Consider the following 25,838-nt stretch of genomic DNA (forward strand, 5'->3'; position numbering starts at 1 on the left):
TGGTAAAGCGCTGTTGATTAGCTAAGTTATATGCTGGCGGTCAACATTGCATAACACATTAGGAACACATAATGTTAAAGCAGAGTTTGACTAAAAGTTTAACTAAAGGTTTGGCGGTAATGGCCGCAATAATGCTGGTTGCCGGTTGTGACAACGTAGCTAACAAAGCAGTAAACAACGAACCCTCGCAAAGTGTAATACAACAGGCCGATACTACACACAATGCGCGTACCAGCCTGGATTGGGCGGGTACTTATCAGGGCATGTTGCCCTGCGCTGACTGCGAAGCCATTAATACCACGGTAACGTTAAATGCCGATGGCAGCTATCAGCTGGAACGGGTGTATGTAGGCAAATCTGCACAGGTATTTACCGAACAGGGAATATTTAACTGGAGTGATATCGGTAGCACCATTTTGTTGGAAGCTGAGCAGCCAGTACAGTTTTTTGTTGAGGAAAATCAGCTGTTTATGCTTGATAAGCAAGGAAAGCGCATTGAGGGTGATTTAGCGGCACGCTATCGCCTGCAGAAATTAACGGAGTAAAGAATGAAGTTTGGGCTGTTATTACTGTTTGCAGTATTAAGTATTGAAGTGGCAATAGCACAGCCAAAGACAGGAAAACTGATTATTCATCACCCTCAGTTTCCACCTTTTATTTATCTTAACGGGCGCTCAGAGCAGGTAAGCGGTATTTTGCCTGAGTTGTTCGAGCCTTTCTTCCGCCAGCAGAAAATAACCAGCCGCTATGTTTTTAATAACCCACTGCGCGCCGAGCAGGCGCTGTATCAGGGCGATATTGACGCGATGTTTGTTAACCCTGCCTGGCTAAGCCAGCCAGATGCATTGATATTTTCAGCTGCGGTACTTAGTTACGACGATTACCTGTTTAGTTTAAACCCTGAAGATGCGGTAATGGATTTAACTACGGCACGCCAACTGCGGATTTGTACCCGTGAGCATTATATATACCCTGAGCTTGAGCCGTATTTCAGTCAGCAGGGCTTTATCAGGGTAGATGCTTCCAGCCAGGAAGCGCAGCTAAAGATGTTGCTGAATGAACGTTGTGACTTAGCCTATATGAACGACATTATTGCGCGCTGGCTAATGCAGCAACAGTTGCAGCAAACCACGCTATACCCGTTAGAGCAGGCCGTTGCCAAAGCCAGTATAAGTTTGTGCCTGCACCCTAAATGGCGGGCGTTATTACCGGCGCTGAATCAGTTTATTTTGCAGCAACAGCAAAGCGGCGCGGTGCAACAAGCGGTATTGCATCATCTTAATTAAGGCTTATGGATACAGTAAATAAGGCTGGCGTTGCTGTTTAAACTGCTGCAATGCGCTTTGCCAGCTGGCGCGAATTTGCTGTTCGGTTTGCCCCTGTTCAATTTGCAGACGCAACTGATCAGTGCCGGCCAGTTTGTCCATAAAGCTGGCCGAGGTAAAAAACACCTCATCGTGCTGTTTAAATAGCGCATACCATTGCAGCAGATACTGTAAGTTCAGGCCTTGTGCTTTGGCCTGACGTAAATCTTCGCCTAGCAGAACTTTATCCATCAACGGTGGTGTTAACGCGGCACCGGGCGTGGATACCGGCATAAACTGAAAGCCGGACGGGCCAAATTTGTCATAACCAATTACCTGAAATGGAAATTCAGTACCCCGGCCGATGCTCAGTGGCGTGGCTTCAAAAAAGCCCAGTGATGGATACAGCGCTATGGCCTGATCATTGGGCAGGTTCGGGCTGGGTTTTACCGGTAACGAATAAGGTTGGCTGCGCTGATAACCGCTTAGTGGCACCACATGCAGTTGCAGTTTGTCGGCGTTAGCAATCCAGCGCTCGCCTTTAATCATTTGTGCCAGCTCGGCCACTGTCATACCGTGCAGTAGCGGAATAGCGTGCATACCAACAAAAGACTGAAAGGCGCTGTCCAGCACCGGGCCGTCTACATAAGCGCCGTTCGGGTTTGGCCGGTCCAGCACCAGCATGGCGACGTTGTATTCAGCTGCGGCCTCCATCATATAGTGCATAGAACTGATATAGGTGTAGTAGCGCACACCGACATCCTGAATATCAAAAATAATGATATCCAGCTCCTGCATCTGCTGGGCTGACGGCTGCTTGCTGGCGCCGTACAACGACAGCAGCGGTAAACCGGTTTTGCTGTCGGTACTGTTTTTTACACTGGCACCGGCGTCATAATCACCGCGAAAGCCATGCTCAGGCGCAAAAATACTGACAATATTCACCTTGTTTGCCAGCAGTACATCAACCAGATGTTGCCCGCCAACCAGCGATGTTTGGTTTACCAGCACGCCAACGCGTTTGCCCTGCAGCAGCGGCAAGTACTGTTGCAACTGCTCGGCGCCGGTTTGTAGCTCAGCTTCAGCCTGCGGCTGGGTGCCAGAGCGTTCTGTATCTGGCTGGCAGGCCAGCAGACAGCAGCTTAGCAGCAGTAACAGTAGCGGTTTCATTGTGCTGTACCTTGCTGCAGTACTTTACGGATAAAGCCATGTTGTTGCTGCAATTGCTGGCGGCAGTGTTCAATGTTCTGGCCGCTGAGAATATGCAGAATAGCCAGTTTGGCGCTCATGTCGGCGGCTTTTAACGCTTCGCGTGCAATTTCTGGTGCGCAGTCGGTGGCCTGCATAACTATACGTACTGCGCGCGCCACCAGCTTTTCATTGCTGGCGTGTAAATCTACCATCAGGTTTTGATACACCTTGCCGCTGCGGATCATCGCTGTGGTGGTGAGCATATTTAAAATCAGCTTTTGTGCCGTGCCGGCTTTCATCCGGGTAGAGCCGGTTACCACTTCCGGCCCGACCACAGCACCAATGCCGATATCTGCCGCGCTTAGCACCGGTGCATTGGCGTTGCAGCTGATGGCGGCGGTAAAACAGCCGATACTACGGGCATAGGCCAGGCCGCCCAGCACATAAGGCGTGCGGCCGCTGGCCGCAATACCGACCAGAATATCGTTGGGCTGCAGCTTTATACCTTGTAAATCTTCTACGGCCAGCTGCGGGTTATCTTCCGCACCTTCTACCGCTTTGTATACGGCGCCATTACCTCCGGCAATTAACGCGATTACCTGAGTTGAAGGTACGCTGTAGGTTGGCGGGCATTCTACGGCATCAAGAATGCCCAACCGGCCACTGGTGCCTGCACCCAGATACACCAGACGGCCACCGGCATCAAAGGCCTCTACAATGCGATCGGCCACTGCTGCAACCTGTTCGAGGCAGCTGGCAATACTTTGCGCTACAGTTTGATCTTCAGCGTTAATACGTTTTACGATTTCCAGGCTCGACAACAAATCGATATCCCAACTGTCGGGATTGCGTGCTTCTGAGCTCATGGCATCCAGCTGTTGTAGTAAAGAGTCCTGTTGGTTATTTGTCATCGCCGTTTCCTGAAAGGGGTAAAGAGTTTGTCAGTTGTGTTGCAAGAATATAGGCACCATCCAGTGCGCTACCCTGTGCCGCTTGTAGCAAAGCGCGGCACTCGGTACTTAGCAGCGGGGCAGTAATATCAGCCAGGCCGCCTAACAGTACTACCGGCAGTTCAAATTGCTCGCGGGCGCTCCACAGCAGTTGGTGCACCGCTGCACTGTGGCGTTGTAATAGCGTGTCGGCAATGTCACAGCGCCCCGCATAATTAAACACCAGTGGCGCCAAAGCCGCATAATCATTCGGGCTGGCGGTTTTCAGCCAGGGCAGTAACACCGTGGCATCGCCGCCAATTTGTTGTGCCACGGCCTGTAATAACGGGCTGTTAATACCGGCGAGGCTGTCTACCTGCCATAGCAGTTCGCGTACCGCCTGCTTACCTAACCAGGCGCCACCACCTTCATCGCCAATATTAAAGCCCCAGCCGCCGACCTGTTGCTCAGCGCCGTCTGCCAGCAGGCGCATAGCAACTGAGCCGGTGCCGAGCGCAACTACCAGCACCGGCCGGCCCAGATTAGCGCCATACAATGAGGTTTTAGCATCGGTGGTGAGCAAAAAACGCGCATAATGCCGGGCCAGCTGTTGGCAAGCTTGCTGATGTTGCTGCGGGTTGCCGGCACCAGCAAGCCCCATTACTGCCACTACTTGCTGGCTGCTTACACCGGCTTGCAGGCACAGGCTGGCACTGAGTAAATTAATATTACTTAGCGCCAGCGAAAAATCATTTGTCAGTGAGGCCGGGCCGGCCTGCTGTTGCCAGTGCTGGCCGGTGCTGGTATTGGTCAGGCGGGCCAGCGTTTTACTGCCGCCACCATCAACTGCCAAAATCCACATTAATTAACTCCTTCCATGGCAGTGTGCTGCCTAACCGGTTTGCCGGCCAGGCACACCAGTGTTGCCACCAGAGTGCCGATACACAGCTGCCAGGTAAAACCTAAGTCGAGTGCCGCCAGTTGCGGGCTAAGTTGGTGCAGAATATAAGGTTGCAGTAGCAGGGTCACGCAAAATCCGCTTAACAGTGCCGCGGTAACAGAGTAGCGGTTGCCGCGTTTGCTGAATAATGCAGTAAAAAACACCCCCAGCAAACCGCTGTAAGAAAACACCATTACGCTAAGTGCAAACGCCAGCAAAGGCATATCCGAATACTGCTGCCAGTAAAAACACAGAATAGCCATGGCCGACAGCGTAATAGCGGTAAACAACATACCCAACTGGCCAGCGCGGACAAAGTGCCGATCCTCTGTTGCCGGCTGGCGCTTTAACCGCCAGGGTTTATACATATCGGCTACCAGCACAGAGGACATAGAATTTAAACCCGAGGTAATAGTGGATAACGCTGCTGCTATTACGCCAACCACTACCAGGCCGCGCAGGCCCGATGGCATTTCATTTAATACGTAGTACATAAATACCGTGACTTTTTCACCGCCGAAACTGTCGGCAAAGCCCTGTGCCGGCTGGTATAAATCTGGCCGTTGATAAAAGATATACAACAAAAAGCCAATCAGGATAAACACCAGCATAGTGGGGATCACCATCAGTGCTGAGCTTAGCAATGCTCTGGCACCGGCTTTACTGTCTTTGCAGGTAAGCACGCGTTGCGTCATATCCTGATCTAAGCCAAAAGCGGCAATATTCAGCAAAATAAAACCGGTTAATGCCGACCACATATTAAATACCCCGTCAGAGCTGACATCAAACCGCCAGTCGAACAGTAATAATTTAGAGGGGCCGCCCTCTGCCGGTGAGCTCAGTGCCTGTATCAGCGTGGGTAAATCCAACCCCAGGCTGTGATACAGGTAGCCCAGCACCAGCAACGCTGCCAGCACATAAACGCCGCATTGTAGCGCATCGGTATAAATAACCGAGCGGATACCACCGGCAACGGTACAGGCCAGGCCGATTATGGCCAGCAACACTACAGCCGCCAGCACACTGCTGGCCTGAATATCATTAAACAGCAACATGGCTACCGCTATAGCCGCCATGTAGAGCCGCGCACCGCTGGCGAATACCCGGCCAAATAAATACATTTTACCAGCATGATCTTTGGCACTGGCACCAAAGCGTTGTTCCAGCAGTTCATATACCGTGGTGACCTTAAGCTGGTAATAGCGCGGCAGTAAAAATTTAATCACGATAAAGGTGGCAATAAGGGCACCAATATTAGTGGCGATATAGCTCAAGTTACCACGAAAGCCCATGTCAGGGCCGCCAAGAAAGGTGGCTGCTGATTGCGAAGTGGCCAGCACCGACACCGCCACCACCCATACTGGCATACTGTTAGCTGCTAAAAAGTAGTCATTACTGTTGCCGGCCTTACGCCGGTTTACATACCAGCCCGTCAGTGCCAGTATGGCGAAGTAGCCAAAAAATACCGTCCAGTCCAGTAATGTCAGTTGCATGCGCGGCTCTTAACAGTGAAAAAGTACTTAACCATACCATAATGTATAGTAGGTGGGTAAAGTATTCATTTAAATTTTACTTGAATGAATAATTTATTTTTGTTGTACTGCCTGCAGCTTTTGCCAAAATAACAGGATACCGCCGTGGTTGTTTTATCTCTTGGGAACTCTATGTCATGCTTGACCCGCGCTTCGTTACTGCTGCTCAGCGCCTGCAGCTTTACTCTGTCGGCTGCTGCTATGCCGGTTAAATCTGCTACGCCTGCTGCCAGTGTAAAACAAATGCTCGGGCAAAAACTGATGCTGGACCTGCGCTACTATTGCGAACAAGCGCCGATAAATGGTCAGTGCCGTACAGCGATGACAAAACTGCCACCTGAGCTTGCCACGCTGGTGCGCGATTATGATATTGGCGGCGTGATCCTGTTTGCCGAAAACCTGGCCGATGTCGCCCAAACCGTGCAGCTTAACCGTGATTTACAAAGTGCTGCTGCCGCATCAAAGCTTAAATTACCGTTGTTTATCAGTATCGATCAGGAAGGCGGCCGGGTAGCGCGCCTGCCACGCAGCTTAGCTACGTCCTTTGCCGGTAATATGGCCATAGGTGCAACTTATGCTGAACACGGTACTATGTTTGCTACTGAAGTAGGTAAGGTGCTGGCAGATGAATTACTGGCACTGGGTATTAATGTTAACTTTGCCCCGACGATAGATGTTAACGTTAATCCGCAAAACCCGGTGATTAACGTACGGGCTTTCGGCGAAAACCCGCAGCAAGTGGCGGAACTGGGTAACGCCATGACCAGCGCCATGCAACAGCGCGGTATGATAGCAGCACTGAAGCATTTCCCCGGCCATGGCGATACTGAAGTAGACAGCCATTTAGGCTTGCCGCGGGTAGAGCACAGCAGCGAGCAAATCCGTCAGGTAGATTTATATCCGTTTGCCCACATTATTAAGCAGCAAACTCCCGGTATGATTATGACGGCGCATATCCAGTTTCCGGCGCTGGACAGCAGCACCTTTGTTTCCAAAAATGGCGAAGAAATGCTTAAACCGGCCACGCTGTCGCGCACCATTTTGCATGACGTACTGCGCCAGGAAATGGGCTACAAAGGCGTGATAGTGACTGATGCGCTGGATATGGCCGGTATCAGCAAGTTTTTTACCCATACCGAAGCGGTAGTACAAACCTTTGCCGCCGGTGCCGATATCGCCCTGATGCCGGTAAAGCTGCAACATCCCGGCGAGCTAAAAGCGCTGGCAGCACTGCTGAATGAACTGGAAACGGCGGTAAACAACGGCGATATTGCCAAAGCTGAACTGGCCGAATCTTATCAGCGCATAGTGGCATTGAAGCAGCAGTACCCTTTATTGCCGGCGGTTAAATCGGCTGCTGAACAAACCAAACTTGCCGGCAAACTGCTTGGCAGTGCTGCGCACCGGCAAAGCGAGCTGGCATTAGCCAAAGCGGCGATAACCCAGGTGAAACCGGCTACGGCTTACTGGCCATTTAAACTCAGCGATACAAAAAAACTGTTGCTGATTATGCCGGATCAAACCAAAGCTCAGGCCTTAGCTGCCGCGCTGCAGCATTACAGCAACGATCATTTCGTGATCGACAGCATTAGCCTGCAACAAACCGATTTAGCTAAAGCCAGTGCACAAATTGGCGCCGCTGATCTGGTGATCAGTGGCTTTATTGCCCCTATGCAAAGCCTGGCCGATATTGGCGGCATGGACGATTTAACCGGTATTGCCAATATAGCTGCCGCTTATGAGCGTCAGAGCCTGCAATTTGAAACTTTATTGCCGCAGATTAAAGCGAAGAAAAAACCACACGTGTTTTTAAGCCTGCGTGCGCCTTATGATATCAGCCGTTATGGCCAGTATGCCGACGTAGTGCTGGCAAGCTATGCCTATAACACTTCAGAGCAGCCAACCGCCATGGGTGCCGGTAATGCGGTATATGAAGCGCTGGCGCAGGCTTTACTGGGGCAATACCGTTTAACCGGTAAACTGCCCGTGACTGTTAGCGGGTATTAACACTATGTTTAACTGGTATCAGCGTTACGCCGAAGCAATACTTTCTGTGTTACCGGCCAAGCGCCTGCTGGCGCTGGATGCGCTACGCGGGCTAACGATTACCGCTATGATACTGGTTAACAACCCCGGCAGCTGGAGCCATGTTTACAGCCCGTTGTTGCATGCGCAGTGGCATGGCTGGACGGTAACTGATCTGATCTTCCCGTTTTTTATTGTTATTGTCGGTATGTCGCTGCAGCTGAGCCTGCAGCGGCAAAACAGCAGTGGCAATATTGCTGTGATAAAACATGCTGCAGTGCGCAGCGTAAAGCTATTTGTTCTGGGGTTGTTTTTAGCGCTGTTTTATTACAATTTCCGCGACCCGGCGTACAGCTATATTGAGCAGAAGCTGCTTACGCTGCGCTGGCTGGGAGTATTGCAACGCATTGGCTTAGTGTACTTTTTTACCGTGCTTATTGTGCTGTACTGCAACACCCGTGGCCGTATCGGCTGGCTGGTAGGGCTTTGTGCTTTATATCTGGTGGGCATGTTGTATCTGCCGTATCAGGATGCGCAGGGCAATCAGTTCCGTGGTTTGCTGGAATTTGGCAACAGCTTTGCCGCCTGGCTGGATCATGCTGTGCTGGGCGCCAGCCATGTGTATTACCGCAGCGCCACGCCGTTTGCTTTTGATCCGGAGGGACTTTGGTCTACCTTACCGGCGATCAGCAGTTGCCTGGCCGGAGTATTAATGGCGCAGTATCTGCAAAGCGAGCGCACTCTGGTGCAAAAAATTCGTGGTTTATTGTTATTTGGCGTAGTGGCAGTATGGCTGGCAGAGCTGTGGCATATGGGCTTACCGATTAATAAAAGCCTGTGGACCCCCAGTTTTGTGCTGTTAAGCAGCGGTTACTGCGCTATCGCACTGGCGGCCTGCCTGTGGTTGTGTGATGTTAAACGCTGGCGGCGCTGGAGCGCACCTTTTGTAGTGTTTGGTGCCAATGCCATTTTGTTTTTTATGTTTGCCGGTGTGGCGGCACGCATTCTGATGATGATATCTGTCGGCGATACCTCTTTACACGGCTGGTTATTCAGCACTGTGTATCAGCCACTGTTTGGCGACTACAATGGCTCACTGGCGTTTGCGCTTAGCTTTTTGTTGCTTTCCTACCTGTTAATGCACTGGTGTTATAAACGCGGTTATATCTTTAAAGTTTAAGTAGGTAGCGGTGATTTTTTCTGCCGGGTGGCAGCTTGTAATTTTTGGTGTAACCGGTTACAGTTATTTTTGTTGTGGATAAAAAGTATGCTAGCCAGCAGAGCTAGCCGCCACCAATGACAATAAAATCAACAGGGAAAAACACCGCCATGCCTATCAGCATCCGACTTAAATTGTCGCTAATGATGTTTCTGCAGTTTTTTATCTGGGGCGCCTGGTTTGTTACCATGGGCACCTATCTGTCACAGCGTTTCTCTGCCTCCGGTGCACAAATGGGCATGGCGTATGAAACGCAGTCTATCGGCGCCATTATCGCGCCTTTTATTATTGGCCTGATTGCCGACCGCTACTTTGCCGCCCAGAAAATTCTGGCGCTGTTGCATCTGGTAGGGGCGGCATTGTTGTTTAGTGCGGCCTACAGTGGCAGTTTTAGCAGCTTTTATCCCTATGTGTTGTTGTATATGGTGGTGTATATGCCAACGCTGGCGCTGGTTAATGCAATTAGCTTTCGCCAGTTGGCAGAAAAAACCGCGCAGTTTGCCCATATCCGTGTGTTAGGCACGGTTGGCTGGATCACCGCCGGTTTGTTAATTGGCTGGTTTGGCTGGGAAGGTAACCAGAATTTACAGTTCACCTTTATGCTGGCGGCCGGTGCGTCGTTAGCACTTGGTGTATTTAGTCTGACTCTGCCCGACACACCGCCGCAGGCCACGCAGCAAAGGCCTACTATACGGCAACTGTTGGGGCTGGATGCACTGGCCTTACTAAAAGACCGCGCTTATCTGGTGTTTTTTCTGGCCTCGGTACTGATCTGTATTCCGCTGGCGTTTTATTATCAGAATGCCAACCTGTATCTGAACGATTTGGGCATCAGCGGCGCAGCGGCAAAAATGTCACTGGGGCAGATGTCTGAATTGGCCTTTATGTTATTGCTACCGTTATTTTTACGCCGTTACGGCATTAAAGCCACCTTGCTGGTAGGTATGCTGGCCTGGGTGCTACGTTATGTGCTGTTCGCTTACGGCAACAGCGGCGAGCAGTTGTGGATGTTGTTTTTTGGTATTTTACTGCACGGTATTTGTTATGACTTTTTCTTTGTCAGCGGCCAGATTTACACCGAGCAAAAAGCCGGTCGTGAGATAAAAGCCGCGGCACAGGGCCTGATCACACTGGCAACCTATGGCGTAGGTATGTTGCTGGGCTTCCGTCTGGCCGGTTATATCACCGATTTAAATCACCTGGACAGCGGTTACCAGTGGTGGCAAATCTGGTTAATTCCGGCCGGTATAGCGGCGCTGGTATTAGTGTTATTTGTATTAAGCTTTCCAAAACAGCGGCGGTTACCGGTGTAACCGCAGCGGTGCTGCTTAGTAAGCAGCGTAAAATCTTTTCGGTGTTGTAACCGGTTTCAAGGGGTGGTAATGGCACAAACAAAAGTCAGAATGGCGATGGTAGGTGGCGGGGAAGGCGCTTTTATCGGTGCGATACACCGCATCGCTGCGCGGCTGGATAATCAGATCGAGCTGGTAGCGGGTTGCTTTAGCAGTAAGGCTGAGCGTAGTGCTGCTATGGCAGCACAGTTGGGTATCAGCACAGCGCGTTGCTATGATTCTTATCAGCAGTTGTTTGCTGCAGAAGCCCAACTGCCGCCAGAGCAACGGATAGAGTTTGTTACTATAGTGACGCCGAATCATTTGCATTTTCCGGTGGCTAAGGCCGCGTTGCTGGCCGGTTTTCATGTGTTGTCTGACAAACCTGCAACCTTGTCATTAGACGAAGCACTGCAATTACAGGCGCTGGTGCAGCAAACGGGCTTGCGTTATGGCTTAACCCACACTTATGCGGCTTACCCAATGGCATTACAGGCCAAATTATTAGTGCAGCAGGGCAATCTAGGTGCAGTGCGTCGTGTTGCCGTTAGCTACCCGCAAGGCTGGCTGGCAAATAAAGCCGACAGCGATGGCAGTGCTCAGGCGCAGTGGCGCTTAGATCCGGCCCGCTCCGGTATCAGTGGCTGCTTTGCTGATATTGGCACCCATGCGTTTCAACTGGCAGAGTTTGTCAGCGGGCTTGAAGTGACAGAGCTGTGCGCCGATCTGGTCACCGTAATAGACGGCCGGCAGTTGGACGATGATGGCAGCGCCTTACTGCGCTTTAATAATGGTGCCCGCGGCACCTTGCTGGCCAGCCAGGTCTGTGCCGGCATGGGTAATGGTTTGCAAATTAGTGTGTATGGCGAGCTGGGTTCGCTCAGTTGGCAGCAGGAGCAGCCGGATCAACTGATAGTGCAACTGCGCGGGCAGCCGCAGCAAACCTGGCAGGCGGGCACGGATAAAGCCTATCTGGCTGAGCAGGTACGGGCCTGGTGCCGCACGCCAGCAGGGCACCCCGAGGGCTATCTGGAGGCTTTTGCCAATATTTATCGTGACTTTGCGCTGGCGTTACGCCAACCGACAACCAGCAACCTCGCAGCAGGTATTGAGCAGGCGGTGCGCGGCATGGCCTTTGTGCAGGCCGCGGTGGTAAGCAGCAGGCAAAATACAGCCTGGGTGAGCATCGCCGGGCAATACACTTTTACAGGATAATCAATGTATGCTGACAAGCAAAATTAAAGGGCCAGCGATATTTCTGGCACAGTATCTGCCACCGGCCGGTGAGGCCTGTACATTAGAGTCATTATTACGCTGGGCGGCAGAGCTGGGATACAAAGGCGTGCAATTGCCAACCTGGGACAAACGCATTTTTGATTTAGAGCAAGCCGCGCATAGCCAGCAATATTGCGATGAGCTATTGGCATTGTGTCAGCGTTATCAGTTACACATTACCGAACTGTCGACCCATTTGCAGGGCCAGTTAATGGCTGTGCATCCGGCATACAATGAGCTGTATCAGGGCTTTGCCCCGGCGCAGGTGCAAACCGAAGTGCAGAAACAACAGTGGGCCACTGAGCAATTGTTGCTGGCTGCGCAGGCGTCAAAACGCCTAGGCCTCAGCTGTCATGTCACTTTCTCCGGTGCTCTGCTGTGGCATACCGTTTATCCATGGCCACAGCGCCCGGCCGGCCTGGTAGAGCAGGGCTTTGCCGAACTGGCGCGACGCTGGTTGCCGGTGCTGGATGCCTTCGATGCAGCAGGCATAGATGTATGCTTTGAGCTGCATCCGGGCGAAGATTTACACGATGGCTTATCATTTGAACGTTTTCTTAATGCCACCGGGCAGCACCCGCGCGCCTGTATTTTGTATGATCCAAGCCACTTTCTGCTGCAGCAGATGGATTACCTGCAATTTATCGACTTTTATCATCAGCGAATCCGTGCGTTTCATGTTAAAGATGCCGAGTTTCGCCCCTCCGGTAAAGCCGGTGTTTATGGCGGCTACAGCAGCTGGTTGGAACGGCCGGGTCGGTTCCGTTCGCTTGGTGATGGCCAGATAGATTTCAATGCTATTTTCAGCAAACTGACACAATACGGCTACACCGGCTGGGCAGTGCTGGAGTGGGAATGCTGTTTAAAGCACCCGCAACAAGGTGCTGCAGAAGGCGCACCTTTTATCGCCAAACAGCTTATCTGTGTGGCTGAGCGGCCGTTTGATGATTTTGCCGGTGGGGCGACTGATGCTGGCCGCAACCGGCGTATTCTTGGTTTAACTGACTAAGGTTCAATTTATACTCATGCAGGCGCTGCACAACAGCGCCGCTGCAAAAATAGACAAAAAATAACCAATCTGGCTTGACAAAATTCTGAGCCGGATTTAAGTTAAGTGATGTAACCGGTTTCATTGGCAGTGTTCAAAGAATCACGCCAACAAAATAATTATAACGAGCGGTACCGGCCAGCAACAGCGCTGGCTACAACAAGGGGAGCGTCAACGTGATCAGAGTTAACTCGGGTGCGTTTTGTCGTACAGCAGCGATCAGCCTGCTGTTGCTTGCAGCTGTTACCGGCTGTAAACCTGCACCAACTACTTCCGAAGGCATCTCTGATGCTGCTACACCTGATAAAACCACTACAGAAGTATCTGCTGACTGGCAATGGCTGTTTAATGGTGAATCTGCCGATGCATGGACTGACAAAAGCGGCAAACCGATTGGCGAGCAATGGCAAATTATCGACAAGGCGCTGGTGCTTACAGCAGCTGGTGGCGGTGATATTGTCAGCAAGCAAAGCTTTACCGATTTTGAGCTGGAGCTGGAGTGGCAAATTGCCGCATCCGGCAACAGTGGTATCTTCTACAAGGTTAACCGGGAGGGTTGGTCCGGTGGTTTAGAATATCAGTTGCTGGATGACGATAATTATCCCGGCCATGACAACCCTATTCATTTTACTGCTTCATTATTTGATATTTACGCACCGCAAGTTGATGCTCATTTACCTGCCGGTAGCTGGAATCATACCCGCATTGTTGTGCGCCACCCGCAGGTTGAGCACTGGCTTAATGGCAAGCTGGTACTGCAGTTTGAGTTAGGCTCCGCTGACTGGCAGCAGCGCGCTGCCAGCAGCAAATTTGCCCCTAAGCATGATATTGCTACTGCTGAGCCCGGGCATATTATGCTGCAAGACCATAATGACAAAATAGCTTTTCGTCAGATCCGGATCCGTGCCTTATAACAGGAGCATGTTATGGCTATTAACCGTCGCCATTTTTTATGTCGTACCTTTGCCGGGGCTGCTGTTGCCGGTTTAGCCAGCCAGCTGCCGCTAAGCTGGCCGTTGTTTGCTGCCAGCCCGGCGCAGCCAAAAATTTCACTGGCACAGTGGTCATTGCACCGTCAGCTGCGCTCCGGCCAGCTTAAGGTGTTGGATTTTGCTGTAAAAACCCGGCGCGATTTCCAACTCGGCGCTGTCGAATACGTAAATCAGTTCTTTGCTGACAAGGCGCAGGATCAAGCTTTCTTGCGTCAGTTAAAACAGCGCGCCGATGACAGCGGTGTCAGCAGCTTACTGATTATGGTCGACGCTGAAGGCGACCTGGCAGCAGTGGATGCAAAGCAGCGCCAGCAGGCAGTAGAAAATCATTATAAGTGGGTTGAAGCTGCAGCGTTTTTAGGCTGCCATGCTATCCGTGTCAGCATTGCTGATAACGCCAAAACCGATGCATTAAAGATGCAACAGGCGGCAGTATTGGGCCTGCAACAATTGGCTGCTTTTGCCGCGCCCTTTGGTATCAGCATTATTGTCGAAAATCATATGGGCCACTCTATGGACGCCAACTGGCTGGCCACGGTATTACAACAGGCCGGTAATATTGGCAGCCTGCCGGATTTTGGTAACTTTAGCGGTGACAAATATCAGGGCACGCAATTACTGCTGCCGTTTGCCAAAGGTATCAGTGCTAAAACTTATGCCTTTGATGACAAAGGCGCTGAGAGCAGTATTGATTATCAGCGCATGTGGCAATTGATCCAAAACGCGGGTTATCAGGGCTATATCGGTATTGAATATGAAGGCGAAAATGCCGACGAAGATGCTGGTATCCGTGCAACGCGCGATTTACTGCTGGCAGTGGCCAATCACGCCGGGCGTTGAGGTTAAATGCAATGCCCGGTTTTTTTGTCTGTCAGTGTAACCGGTTACAGGGTGGCGTTTGAGTGAGTGGTTCCTAGCCAGCAGACCGTTAGCAGTCGGGCCGGCATAATTATTATAACAAAGCGCACCGTTACAAAGTGTGCAGACGAGGAGAGTGCAAGATGTCAGGAGCATCCGGACAACAGGAATATGATGTAATCGTAGTTGGCTCTGGGGCCGGCGGCGGTATGTCAGCATTAATATTGAGCATTGCCGGGTTAAAGGTATTAATGCTTGAAGCAGGGCGGCATTATGACCCGGTAACCGAAACGCCGATGTTTAATCTACCCAAAGAGGCGCCGCTACGCGGAGCCAGCACACCGGACAAACCCTTTGGTTTTTATGATGCCACCATCGACGGGGGCTGGCAGGTGCCGGGTGAACCTTATACCCAGGCCAGCCGTGAGCCACAGCAACGTTTTGACTGGTGGCGGGCCCGCATGCTCGGCGGGCGTACCAACCACTGGGGCCGTATTTCACTGCGTAACGGCGAATATGACTTTAAACCCTACAGCCGCGATGGCCTGGGCTTTGACTGGCCAATAAACTATGCCGATTTAGCGCCCTACTACGATAAAACCGAAATGTTAATTGGCGTGTACGGTGAAACTGGCCACGGCCTGGAAAACACGCCGGATTCGCCCGAAGGCATTTTACAACCAGCCCCCAAGCCGCGCGCTTATGAGCTGCTGGCAAAAAAGTCCTGTGATGAACTGAATATTCCGGTGATCCCGGCGCATCTGGCTATTTTAAGCCAGCGTCAGGACCACACCCGGCTACCGGCGAAGCTGTTTCCTAACAGTGAACTAGGGCAAAAAGTGGTGGCCGATTCTATGCAATCCCGCGCTGCCTGCTTCTGGGCCACACCGTGTGGCCGTGGCTGCTCTATTAAAGCCAATTTCCAGTCAACTACGGTGTTAATTCCACCTGCACTGGCCACTGGCAATCTGACCATTATTACCGATGCTATGGTGCGCGAAGTGACGCTGAATAAGGCCGGTAAAGCAGACGGTGTGATTTACATTGATAAAAACAGCCGCGAAGAAGTGAAAGTAAAAGGCCGCGCAGTTGTGGTAGCTGCCAGTGCAGCAGAAACGGCGCGGATTTTCCTTAACTCGCGCAGCCCATTATTTCCGGACGGCATTGCCAACAGTTCCGGTCTGGTGGGTAAATACCTGATGGATACTGTCGGTGCCGGCGTCGGCGGGCAAATTCCTGCACTGGAAAATCTGCCGCCGATGAATGAAGACGGTTCCTCTGGTATGCATCTGTATCAACCATGGTGGCTGTACAAGCAACAAAAGGCCGGCAAGCTGAATTTTGCCCGTGGTTATCACATTGAAATGAGCGGTGGCCGTGGCATGCCGGGGGCCGGTGCTTTTGGTGGCCTGCAAAGTTTTACTGAAGGCGCATACGGTGCCGATTTTAAACAGGCATGCCGGCGCTATTACGGTACCTTTGTGCACTTTGATGGCCGTGGCGAGATGATCCCGAACGAAAACAGCTATGCCGAACTGGACCCGACAGTAGTGGACCAGTGGGGTATACCGGTGCTGAAGTTTCACTGGCAATGGTCCGAGCATGAGATAAATCAGGCGGCGCATATGCAGAAAACCTTCGCCGACATTATTACCGGTATGGGCGGAAAGGTAACCAGCAACATAGAAACTGACGGCCGCAAAGCCATCATGAACGGCGGCGCCATTATTCACGAAGTAGGTGGCACCATTATGGGCGCTGATCGCAAAAAGTCGGTGTTAAATCAGCATTGTCAGGCCTGGGATGTACCCAACCTGTTTGTCACCGACGGCGCACCTTTTGCGTCTAACGCCGATAAAAACCCCACTCTGACTATTCTGGCGCTGGCCTGGCGCACCAGTGATTACATTGTTGAACAGTTCAAGCAAAGGAATATTTAACATGGCAGATCATAACTATAACGACAGTAGCAATACCAACTTAAAACGCCGGGATGCCTTAAAGCTGCTGGCAACAGCCGCCGTAGCTATGCCGGTACTGGGTATGGCTGGCCATGCCGCGGCGGTAACCGCGAAAACCAAGGGCGCCGAGCTGATTTACCGGCCCACCGATCCGGATATGCTAAAGCCGGTAATACCCTGGTCAATGACACTTACTCAGGCCGAGCTGGATGATCTGGCGGTGCTGGCAGACATTATTATTCCGGCTGATGCACAGTCACCTTCGGCGGCCAGCCTGGGCGCGCAGCACTTTATTAATGAATGGGTGAGTGCGCCTTATCCGCAACAAAAAGCCGATCTGGTGTTGATACGTGGCGGCTTGGTCTGGTTAAACGGCGAAGCCAAAAAACGCTTTGGTAAAGCCTTCGCCAAACTCAGTGCTACTGAGCAACGGCAAATTTGTGACGATATCTGTTTTGAACCCAAAGCAACAGCCAATTTAAAGCACGGTGCCCGCTTCTTTGCCAAAGTGCGCGATTTAACTGCCACAGCCTTTTACACCACTGAACCCGGTATGGCCGACATCGGCTATATCGGTAATAAACCTATGGCCAATTTTGATGGCCCGTCTGATGAGGTGCTGCGCAAACTGAAACTAAAAAGTTAAACCAGAGCCCTTTGTTAAGTGGGGCCGCTCGAGAATGACACAAGTAAAAAAAACAGGGTTCTGACTGCGTTTAGGCGGTAAGAGAAACTCATTGCTCAGAACAATAGTTAAAACTAAAAAAATGAGAGCAACACACTATGTACAGTAAAAACAGGTACAATAAAACGGGGAATACCACGCAGCCTGCAAGGTTGCGCAAACACCGGCTGGCACAGGCAGTAAGCCTGAGCCTGCTATTAACGGCCGGCTGTAATACTGCTCTGGCACAGGAAGCTGAGCCAGCGACAGAAGCCAAAGCCGAAGCTGAAATTGAAGTAGTACAGGTGCGGGGTATCCGTGCCAGTATGGCCGAGAATATGGCGATCAAACGCTTATCCAGTGCAGTGGTGGATGCCATTACCGCCGAGGATATCGGTAAATTCCCGGATAAAAACGTTGCCGATTCCTTGCAACGCGTGCCAGGCGTAGTGATCCAGCGTGACGGTGGCGAAGGCTCAACCGTGAGTATCCGTGGTTTATCGTCTGATCTGACCTTTACCCAGCTAAACGGCAACTTTATTGCATCGTCCCCTGGCGAGCCATCGCGCTCCTTTGACTATACCCTGCTGCCATCGGCGATGATCCAGACAGTCGAAGTATTTAAATCGCCCGAAGCCCGGCTGGATGCTGGTGGTGTTGGCGGTACCGTACTGCTGCATACGCGTAAACCATTTGATATGGACGCCAATTCCGGCGTGTTAAATATTGAGTCGACCTATGCCGATGTCACCGACAAGCATGAACCGCAGTTTACCGGCGTGTATTCATGGAAAAACGAAGCTGAAAGCATGGGCCTGCTGGTGGGTTATACCCGGCAAAACCGCACCAGCCGTGTGCTGTCTGGTGGTACCGATTCCAATATCTGGCGCTGGAGTGGCGTAGCAGATACAGCTGTAGATGTTAATGGCAACCCGGTAGATAACAATAACAACTGGGCAGCTCTGACGGATGCACAGGGTAATGTTTATAACGGGGTCTGGTTTCCGCAGGTGGCCCGGGTTGGCGTTACCAAAGAAGAGCGCGAGCGCGAGGGCTTGCAGCTAACCGGACAATGGCGGCCAACTGACCGGCTGGAGCTGGGGTTTAACTACTTTGGTTTTACCCTGGGCCAGGACAGAACCCGCTCAGGGGTGTCGATGCCGGAGTGGTCATTAAACCCTAATTTTCTTAGCGGCGTAACGCTGGATGAATCCGGTACCATTATTACCGGCATGGACTATACCGTCGGCGCCGGTGGCGCAGAAAACGACTTGCAGTTTCCGTGGATGAATGGCAGCTATGTCAGGGAAGAATCTACCTCTGATACTTTCGATTTTAACCTCAGCTACGAGGGTGACACTTACCGCTTGAAACTGGTCGCCGGTAACACTGAGGCTAAAGGCGGGCCCAAAGAAAGCTGGGATGTGGCGTATAAAAGTTCAAACTGGGGCGAAAACCAACCCTTTATTGAGAATGCTGCTCAATATGCCGGCTGGGCGCTGGGCGATCGTATGTCGATGTATATGGACCCAAACACGCTCACCAACTTGTTAAGTGGTGTCGGCGGAGGCCGTGACCCGGGCTCGTCTAACTCCAGCTTTGTGCGCAGCACGTTAGAAGAGCGCTACTATCAGCTTGATCTTGATTTTGATGTAGACTGGGGAATTTTTACCCTGGTTCGCACTGGCTTAAAATTCCGAGATGCCAAACTGCATCGCGAAACCGGCAATAACTTTTTCCTGGCGCCGGATTTTGACGTTGAAGGTGCGCTGGCCAGTGGCCGCGGTATAGACCAGTTTGACAGCTATCAGTGGAACGGTGGTATGCCACTGGCAAAAGACGTACTAAAAGCGAATGGCGAAGGTAATATTGCCGGTGGCTTTGATATTAACCTGATGCCGGTAGTAGACTGGGATAAGTACCGCGACATTATTTTAAGCAACTACAAACCCTATACCCGGATTGAAGATAATTTTGTCTATAACATCCGCGAGCAAGGCCAGGCATTTTACCTGCAGGGCGATTTCAGCTTTGGTGATTTCCGTGGTAACACCGGTGTGCGGGTAGTAAAAACCAAAACCACCGGCGAATCGACCGATTTATATACCTACTTTCTTGATCATACCGACGATGTAACCGGTTTACCTGTTACCGGCGATGCCCGCTTTGTCGAAAACTGGCAGTTAATATCGCAAACCACCGAAGAAACCTATGTGCTACCCAGCCTGAACCTGGTATGGGACGCTGGTGATAACCTGGTCGTGCGTGGCGCCCTGGCAAAAGTGATGTCACCGCCAGGCTACGGTGATTTGGGCAGCCAGGAGCGTATCAGCTTTGTTTCAGATGAATGGGCAGATGATCGCGCCGCCTTTAATACCCAACCGGGTTTTAGCGGTAGTGGTGGTAATAAAAACCTGAAACCGTTTGAATCTATGCAGGCCGATCTGTCAATCGAGTACTACTACGGCACCGGCTCAGCAGTGGGCATGGCGTTGTTTTATAAAGACGTTGATAACTTTGTCGTGCCACTAATCATTGATTCGGTGCGCGATTTTGCCGGCGAGCCGGGTGTGGTTGAGCCGGGTCAGATCACCGTCAGCCCATACAGCACTGTGGGGAATGGCTCTAATGCCAAGTCGCAGGGTGTGGAGCTATTTATCCAGCATGCTTTTGACAATGGCTTTGGCCTTAATGCCAACTATACCTACAACAAAACTAACCAGGCTGATGTTAATGTCGATGGCGAAAAGTTCGGTGAATCGCCATTGGTAGGCAGTGCCAAGTACCAATACAACCTGTCGGCGTTTTACGAAACAGATGATTACAGTATCCGTGCGTCTTATAACAAACGCGGTGAAACGGTATTGGGTATTAACAGTGGCTTAAACGTGTATCAGGACCCATACGATCAAATAGATGTAAATGCCTCCTATGCCCTGACAGAGCGTTGGCTGCTAAGCGCATCGGTTATCAACCTGACTAAATCTGAATCAACATCCAGATTAGGTAACGACACCGATGCGCGTTTTTTAAGCAATAGCTACTCTGGCCGGCGTTATTACGCAGGTATTACGTTTAATTTCTGAACCAGGCACACAAAGAGGCAGAATATATAATGAAAACAATACAACAACGTCAGCTACTGTGCGCCATGGCAGCGGCATTAGCGGTGCTAACCGGCTGCGACAGTGGTGAAACACCGGATGTCAATAATGCACCAACACCGGTATCAACCTCAGCCGAGATCAGCGCCAGCGCAGTAAAAGGTATTTTAACCGGCGCCGCTGTCAGTGTCAGTGCGTTAAATGGCACAACGGTAAACAGCACTGCCGCGCAAACTGACAGCAGCGGTATGGCCGCTACCACCCTTACATCAGCACCGGGTTATGCTTTTAGCGCAGTACACAAGCTGGCGGTTACCACTACCGCCGACAGCAGCATGCTGTGTGACCTTAGCCTGTGCGGCGAAACAGCCTTAGGTGCTGCGGTCGGCGCAGACGCGCTGGGAGAGGTAACATTAACTAACCTGTTCTGGTTAAAAGCGCCGCTTGGTGCTGCTGCCGACGGCACCGCTGATGCTACGGTGCAGGTTAATGCCCTAACCACTTTTGCCAGCCAGTTGCTGGAGGCCGCTATTACCGGTGGGCGTAATGTGTCGGCACTGGCGACGCTGGAGCCAGCGCAGCTGGAGTATTCCGCGCAGTTGCTACGCATTCTCGGCGTTGACATGCCGGCAATAAACCTGATGCAGCAACCGCTACTCAGCGCTGATAGCACAGAAAACTTTGCCCAAAGCAACAACCAGTTGATTCGGTTGTCCTTTGTTAATGCGGCCTTTGCCCACATTGGTGCTGAAGCAACCCTGGCCGATACGTTCGCTGCCGCAGCAGCACAGGTAGCGCTGGCGGCAGAGGGTGATGAGGCGGCAGCCACAGCACTGCGCCAACAGTTACTCGATGCATTGCAGGGCCATCCGGTGCTGGCAGAGCTGGGTTTAACCCCAGACAGCATTATTGATATTGAACTGCCATTAGTACTGGCTAATAACAGCAGCGGGCCTATTCGTGAATATACCACTGCGGCCTATTTAGCCGGCGCGCAAATAAGCTTCCGCGGCGCTATCAGCGATGGCGAAAGTGGTGACCAGGCCTTTGACGGCAGTGTCGACACTAAATGGCTGGATAATACCGGCGTGCCCAGCGCAGAAGCACCAGCCTGGTTAACGCTGCAGTTTGCGCAGCCGCAAGCTATCAGTGTGTTGTCTATTACCAGCGCCAACGATGCGCCAGACCGCGACCCGGAAAACTTTAACCTGCAAGCCTCTAACGATGGTGAAAGCTGGTTTACGTTGGGGCAGTGGGCCGGTATCAGCTTTGAGCAGCGCTTAACCGCGCAGGATTTTGCCTTTAATAACAGCCTGCCGTACAGCTATTACCGGCTGAACATCACGAAAAATAAAGGCGACACTAACTTAATGCAACTGGCTGAAGTGCAGTTATTTGGCCCGGTGTATGCCGACCAAATTCAGCAAGGCGGCAGCATCAGCGCCAGCGGTGCCATTGGCGATGCAGAAAGCGCCGATATGGCGTTTGACGGTTTGCTGAGCACAAAGTGGCTGGACAACACTGCGGTACCAACGGCAGAGCAACCAGCTTGGGTACAGGTGCAGTATAGCGAAGCAAAAGCTGTTAGTAGCATCGCCATTAGCAGCGCCAATGATGCGCCTGAGCGCGACCCGGAAAACTTTAACCTGCAGGCCTCTAATGATGGTGTCAGCTGGCTGACATTAGGCGAATGGGCCGGTGAGAGTTTCGATAGCCGTGGTCAGCGTCGTTTATTCAGTACCAGTAATAGCCTGGCGTATAACTACTACCGGCTTAATATCAGCAAAAACAAAGGTGACAACAGTTTAATGCAAATTGCTGAAATTGAGCTTATCGGGCCTGCAATGCCAGCGCTGAATCATGCTTTAACCGCTACAGCGGTAACCTCCAGTGGTGCTATTAGTGAAGCCGAAGCGGCCGACTATGCCTTTGATGGTGACAGCCAGACTAAGTGGCTGGATAACACTGCAGTGCCAACTGTCGATGCACCGGCCTGGGCCAGTGTTGTTCTGGCAGAGCCGCAAGCGGTGAATATGCTGGCGCTGGTTAGTGCTAATGACGCGCCGGATCGCGATCCGGAAAACTTCAGCCTGTTAGCCTCTAATGATGGCGAATCCTGGGTAAACCTGGGCCAATGGGCTGGGATCAGTTTTAACGGGCGCGCCGAGCGGCAAACGTTTGCCATCGCCAATGCATTGGGCTACAGCCATTACCGGCTGAATATCACTAAAAACAAAGGTGATAGCGCCTTAATGCAGGTAGCAGAAATTGAGCTGATAGGCCCGCAGGTGCAGGCGCAGGATCACAGTGATAATGCCGCAGCACAGGTTACTGAGCGTGCTGCTATCAGTGATGGCGAAGCGGGCTCTATGGCGTTTGATAATAACCCGGCAACCAAATGGCTGGATAACGGCGGTGTACCGTCGGTTGAAGCGCCATCCTGGCTGGAAATTAGCTTGCCAGAAGCGGTGATTGTTAATACCTTTGCTCTGACCAGTGCAAACGATGCGCCGGACCGCGATCCGGAGAACTTCCGTCTGCTTGGCTCAAACGATGGTGAAAGCTGGCAGGTACTGGGTGACTGGGCAGGTGAAAGTTTCGCAGCCCGTGCCGAGCGGCGCAGCTTCAGCCTGTTAAATGGCCGCAGCTTCAGCCACTACCGCATTGAGATCACAAAAAACAAAGGTGATACCAATTTAATGCAGGTGGCAGAATTTGAGCTGATTGGACCGGTGCTATAAGCTAAAACATTGTTGTCATACAAAAGGCGCAGCTAAGTCTGCGCCTTTTATTATAAAGGTAATCTGATCGATGTTAACTGTAAGCTCTGCACTGTTTGCCGGTATCGATGCTGGCGGCAGCCATTGCCGGGTGCGGCTGGAAGATGAAACTGGCAACCTGCTTGGCGAAGGCCATTCCGGCGCGGCGAACCTCGGGCTGGGCTGGGCACAGGTTGAAGCCAATGTTAGGCAAGCGCTAAATAGCGCTTTGTTGCAGGCCGGGCTGGACAGCACTGCTTATGCGCGTTTGCATGTGGGGGCCGGTTTTGCCGGTGCCCATCTGGCCGGGTTAAAAGCCACAGCGTTAAAGTGGCAGCACCCTTTTGCCAGCTGGCACGTTACCACCGATTTACACGCAGCCTGTTACGGCGCTCACGGCGGCGAGCCCGGCAGTGTGATTGTTCTTGGCACCGGCTTTAGTGCGATCGGGCTAACTGAACATGGCGAAACCCTGCTTGGTGGCTACGGCTTTCCAATCAACGCTGTCTGCAGTGGTTCCGGTTTGGGGTTACAGGCCGTGCAGGCCGTATTGCTGGCACTGGATGCTCTGGCACCGGAAACAAAGCTGACAGCCTTATTGCAGCACCATTTTAACGGCGGTGCAGTGCTAATGGCAGAGCAACTTCTGCAGGCTACACCGCAACAATATGCTGAGCTGGCGCCGCTGGTGTTTCAGGCGGCAGACAGCGGTGATGCGGTTGCGTTGGCTATGCTGCAACAGGCATTCGATTTTATCACCAGGCTTAACCAGCAACTGCCGCAAGGCCGTTGTTGCCTGCTGGGGGGCGTGGGGCAGCGCTTACTAACTTACCTGCCGCCAGCACAACATAGCCGCTTTAGTGCGCCGCTGGCCCCGGCAACGGTAGGGGCTATTTATTATGCCCGCCGCCAACTGGCCGTTGCTGCGCAGGAGGCTAAGCTGTATGGCGCAAATTGAAATTTGTCTTGATAGCGACAGCTGCTACCTTACGCAGAATATCCGCACCGTTTGCGCTGCCGGTATTGACAGCATTGAGCTTTGCAGCCAGATGGCGCAGCAGGGCTTATCTGTCAGTGCGGACGCTTTGCGTCAGGCTCGTGCGGCCTGTAATTCGCATACGCAGCTGCGGGTTATGCTCAGGCCCAGAGCCGGTAATTTTGTCTATTCGCAGCCAGAACAGCAGCAAATCCAGGCGCAGTTACTGCAAGCAGCAAAACTGGGTGCTGATGGCATAGTGGTAGGTGCATTAACAACAGATGCGCAGCCCGATCTGCCGTTTTTAACCGGTTTGTTGCAACAGAGCCGGCAACTGGGCCTGGCTTGCACTTTTCACCGTGCTTTTGACGCCTGCACCAGCCCGGCAGAAACGGTAGAGCAACTGCTGGCATTAGGCGTACAGCGGCTATTAAGCAACGGCACACCCTGGCAGCAACAGCAAAGCATAACGCAGGGCGTACGCCAGTTGGCAACCTTGCAGCAGTATATTGCCGGGCGGCTGATGCTGGTGGCAGGTGGCGGTGTTACGTTGGCCAACTTGCCGCAGCTGCAGCAAACACTTCACGACAATACACAGCTGTGCTGGCATTTGCATTCGGCGGTGCTTACCGACGGTAAAGTCGATAGTGCTAAGCTGGAGCGACTACAACATTGCCTGACTGAACGGGCTGGGTCACACCAGCAACAAGGAGAGCCACATGCTTAAACGGCGTTATTTTTTAAAACTCAGCGCTATGCTTGGCGCCGGAGCAACAGCTTCAGCCTTGTTACCGGGTTGTGCGGCTGTGGTTGCGCCGGTGCGTAAACCTGTGGTTATCAGCACCTGGGATTTTGGCATGCGGGCGAACAAGGTGGCGTTTAATTTATTGCAGCAGGGCAAGCGCGCCGTCGATGCGGTGCAACAAGGCGTAATGGTGACTGAGGCCGATCCAACCGAGCGCAGTGTGGGCTATGGCGGCCGGCCGGATCGGGACGGCAAGGTTACGCTGGACGCCTGCATTATGGATGAATTTGCCAATATCGGTGCTGTGGCGGCACTGCAGCAAATTAAACACCCGGTAGCCGTAGCGCGGGCGGTAATGGAGCAGACACCGCATGTGATGCTGGTAGGCCAGGGCGCGCTTGATTTTGCGCTGGCGCAGGGCTTTGTTGCCGAGAATTTACTCACGGCGGAGTCAGAGCAGGAATGGCGGCAATGGTTAAAAGATGCCAACTACCGGCCAATCGTTAACATTGAAAATCATGACACCATAGGCATGCTGGCGCTGGACAGCCATGGCAATTTGGCCGGTGCCTGCACTACCAGTGGCATGGCATTTAAAATGCACGGCCGGGTGGGTGATTCGCCGATTATCGGCGCGGGGCTTTATGTCGATAACGAAGTGGGCGCGGCCACCGCCACCGGTCATGGCGAAGAAGTGATCCGCGTAACGGGATCTTTTCTGGTGGTAGAGCTGATGCGTCAGGGCTATAGCCCACAGCAGGCGTGTGAGCAGGCGGTACAGCGTATTTATCACAAGCTACAACTGCGCAAAGGCAATATAGCCGACACCCAAATTGGCTTTATTGCGCTGAACAAAAATGGTGAGTATGGCAGCTATTGCCTGCAGCCGGGCTTTAACTTTGCCGTGCAACACCAAAGCGAAAGTAAGCTGTACGCCGCAACGGCATTGTTAAGCGGATAAACACCTGGCTTTATCTAATTCGGC

20 protein-coding genes are annotated in these 25,838 nt (G+C 52.1%); 16 read left to right on the forward strand and 4 right to left on the reverse strand.

The window, feature by feature from the left end; translation table 11 throughout:
- The first annotated feature begins 71 nt into the window (after positions 1 to 71).
- Together MJX74_RS09420 and MJX74_RS09425 are read left to right on the forward strand one after the other, a co-directional pair.
- Entirely contained in the window at positions 72 to 545 is a 474-nt protein-coding gene (locus MJX74_RS09420; protein ID WP_240222613.1) for a copper resistance protein NlpE, read from the forward strand.
- A gap of 3 nt (positions 546 to 548) precedes the next feature.
- Positions 549 to 1,286: a substrate-binding periplasmic protein gene (locus MJX74_RS09425; RefSeq protein WP_240222614.1), complete on the forward strand. Its 738-nt coding sequence runs from the start codon at positions 549 to 551 to the stop codon at positions 1,284 to 1,286.
- 3 nt (positions 1,287 to 1,289) lie between these two features.
- On the opposite strand, the gene MJX74_RS09430 is transcribed toward MJX74_RS09425, so the two are convergent.
- The 4 genes from MJX74_RS09430 to MJX74_RS09445 are packed head-to-tail and all read right to left on the reverse strand — an operon-like array spanning position 1,290 to position 5,857.
- Positions 1,290 to 2,474: an exo-beta-N-acetylmuramidase NamZ family protein gene (locus tag MJX74_RS09430; RefSeq protein ID WP_240222615.1), complete on the reverse strand. Its 1,185-nt coding sequence runs from the start codon at positions 2,472 to 2,474 to the stop codon at positions 1,290 to 1,292.
- Positions 2,471 to 3,406: an N-acetylmuramic acid 6-phosphate etherase gene (gene murQ / locus MJX74_RS09435; protein WP_240222616.1), complete on the reverse strand. Its 936-nt coding sequence runs from the start codon at positions 3,404 to 3,406 to the stop codon at positions 2,471 to 2,473. The genes MJX74_RS09430 and murQ overlap by 4 nt, the downstream gene beginning before the upstream one ends.
- The gene (locus tag MJX74_RS09440) at positions 3,396 to 4,286 is read right to left on the reverse strand and encodes a glucosamine kinase nucleotide-binding domain-containing protein (RefSeq protein WP_240222617.1); all 891 of its coding nucleotides are present in this window, start codon (positions 4,284 to 4,286) and stop codon (positions 3,396 to 3,398) included. The genes murQ and MJX74_RS09440 overlap by 11 nt, the downstream gene beginning before the upstream one ends.
- On the reverse strand, positions 4,286 to 5,857 hold the full coding sequence (locus MJX74_RS09445; protein ID WP_240222618.1) for a sodium:solute symporter: 1,572 nt from the start codon (positions 5,855 to 5,857) through the stop codon (positions 4,286 to 4,288). Before MJX74_RS09445 ends, MJX74_RS09440 begins: the two co-directional genes overlap by 1 nt.
- A 171-nt stretch (positions 5,858 to 6,028) precedes the next feature.
- Here MJX74_RS09445 and nagZ point away from each other — a divergent pair, with 171 nt between their 5' ends.
- From nagZ to MJX74_RS09515, 14 genes are all read left to right on the forward strand, one after another.
- On the forward strand, positions 6,029 to 7,903 hold the full coding sequence (gene nagZ, locus MJX74_RS09450) for a beta-N-acetylhexosaminidase (protein WP_240222619.1): 1,875 nt from the start codon (positions 6,029 to 6,031) through the stop codon (positions 7,901 to 7,903).
- A gap of 4 nt (positions 7,904 to 7,907) precedes the next feature.
- On the forward strand, positions 7,908 to 9,101 hold the full coding sequence (locus tag MJX74_RS09455; protein WP_240222620.1) for an acyltransferase family protein: 1,194 nt from the start codon (positions 7,908 to 7,910) through the stop codon (positions 9,099 to 9,101).
- 116 nt (positions 9,102 to 9,217) lie between these two features.
- Positions 9,218 to 10,453 carry a nucleoside permease gene (locus tag MJX74_RS09460; protein WP_240222621.1) on the forward strand — a complete coding sequence of 412 codons (1,236 nt, stop codon included), beginning with the start codon at positions 9,218 to 9,220 and terminating at the stop codon, positions 10,451 to 10,453.
- Between the two features lie 69 nt (positions 10,454 to 10,522).
- Positions 10,523 to 11,686 (forward strand): Gfo/Idh/MocA family protein, encoded by a 1,164-nt coding sequence (locus MJX74_RS09465; protein WP_240222622.1) that lies wholly within the window; start codon positions 10,523 to 10,525, stop codon positions 11,684 to 11,686.
- 7 nt (positions 11,687 to 11,693) lie between these two features.
- Positions 11,694 to 12,755, forward strand: a complete 1,062-nt coding sequence (locus MJX74_RS09470) for a sugar phosphate isomerase/epimerase family protein (protein ID WP_240222623.1) — start codon at positions 11,694 to 11,696, stop codon at positions 12,753 to 12,755.
- Positions 12,756 to 12,970: 215 nt separating this feature from the next.
- Positions 12,971 to 13,708, forward strand: coding sequence for a 3-keto-disaccharide hydrolase (locus MJX74_RS09475; protein ID WP_240222624.1), 738 nt, complete (start codon positions 12,971 to 12,973; stop codon positions 13,706 to 13,708).
- Between the two features lie 12 nt (positions 13,709 to 13,720).
- Entirely contained in the window at positions 13,721 to 14,626 is a 906-nt protein-coding gene (locus MJX74_RS09480; RefSeq protein WP_240222625.1) for a sugar phosphate isomerase/epimerase family protein, read from the forward strand.
- Between the two features lie 161 nt (positions 14,627 to 14,787).
- Positions 14,788 to 16,584 (forward strand): GMC oxidoreductase, encoded by a 1,797-nt coding sequence (locus MJX74_RS09485; protein ID WP_240222626.1) that lies wholly within the window; start codon positions 14,788 to 14,790, stop codon positions 16,582 to 16,584.
- A 1-nt stretch (position 16,585) separates the two neighbouring features.
- Positions 16,586 to 17,251: a gluconate 2-dehydrogenase subunit 3 family protein gene (locus MJX74_RS09490; protein WP_240222627.1), complete on the forward strand. Its 666-nt coding sequence runs from the start codon at positions 16,586 to 16,588 to the stop codon at positions 17,249 to 17,251.
- A gap of 137 nt (positions 17,252 to 17,388) precedes the next feature.
- The gene (locus MJX74_RS09495; protein WP_240222628.1) at positions 17,389 to 20,355 is read left to right on the forward strand and encodes a TonB-dependent receptor; all 2,967 of its coding nucleotides are present in this window, start codon (positions 17,389 to 17,391) and stop codon (positions 20,353 to 20,355) included.
- 29 nt (positions 20,356 to 20,384) lie between these two features.
- Positions 20,385 to 23,114 (forward strand): discoidin domain-containing protein, encoded by a 2,730-nt coding sequence (locus MJX74_RS09500; protein WP_240222629.1) that lies wholly within the window; start codon positions 20,385 to 20,387, stop codon positions 23,112 to 23,114.
- 70 nt (positions 23,115 to 23,184) lie between these two features.
- Positions 23,185 to 24,090, forward strand: coding sequence for a glucosamine kinase nucleotide-binding domain-containing protein (locus MJX74_RS09505; RefSeq protein ID WP_240222630.1), 906 nt, complete (start codon positions 23,185 to 23,187; stop codon positions 24,088 to 24,090).
- The gene (locus MJX74_RS09510; protein WP_240222631.1) at positions 24,077 to 24,835 is read left to right on the forward strand and encodes a copper homeostasis protein CutC; all 759 of its coding nucleotides are present in this window, start codon (positions 24,077 to 24,079) and stop codon (positions 24,833 to 24,835) included. Before MJX74_RS09505 ends, MJX74_RS09510 begins: the two co-directional genes overlap by 14 nt.
- The gene (locus MJX74_RS09515; RefSeq protein ID WP_240222632.1) at positions 24,828 to 25,814 is read left to right on the forward strand and encodes an isoaspartyl peptidase/L-asparaginase family protein; all 987 of its coding nucleotides are present in this window, start codon (positions 24,828 to 24,830) and stop codon (positions 25,812 to 25,814) included. The genes MJX74_RS09510 and MJX74_RS09515 overlap by 8 nt, the downstream gene beginning before the upstream one ends.
- Positions 25,815 to 25,838: the final 24 nt, after the last annotated feature.

Origin of the sequence: Rheinheimera hassiensis (genome assembly GCF_022436675.1) — a bacterium.
In the GTDB taxonomy this organism is placed as follows: domain Bacteria; phylum Pseudomonadota; class Gammaproteobacteria; order Enterobacterales; family Alteromonadaceae; genus Alishewanella; species Alishewanella hassiensis.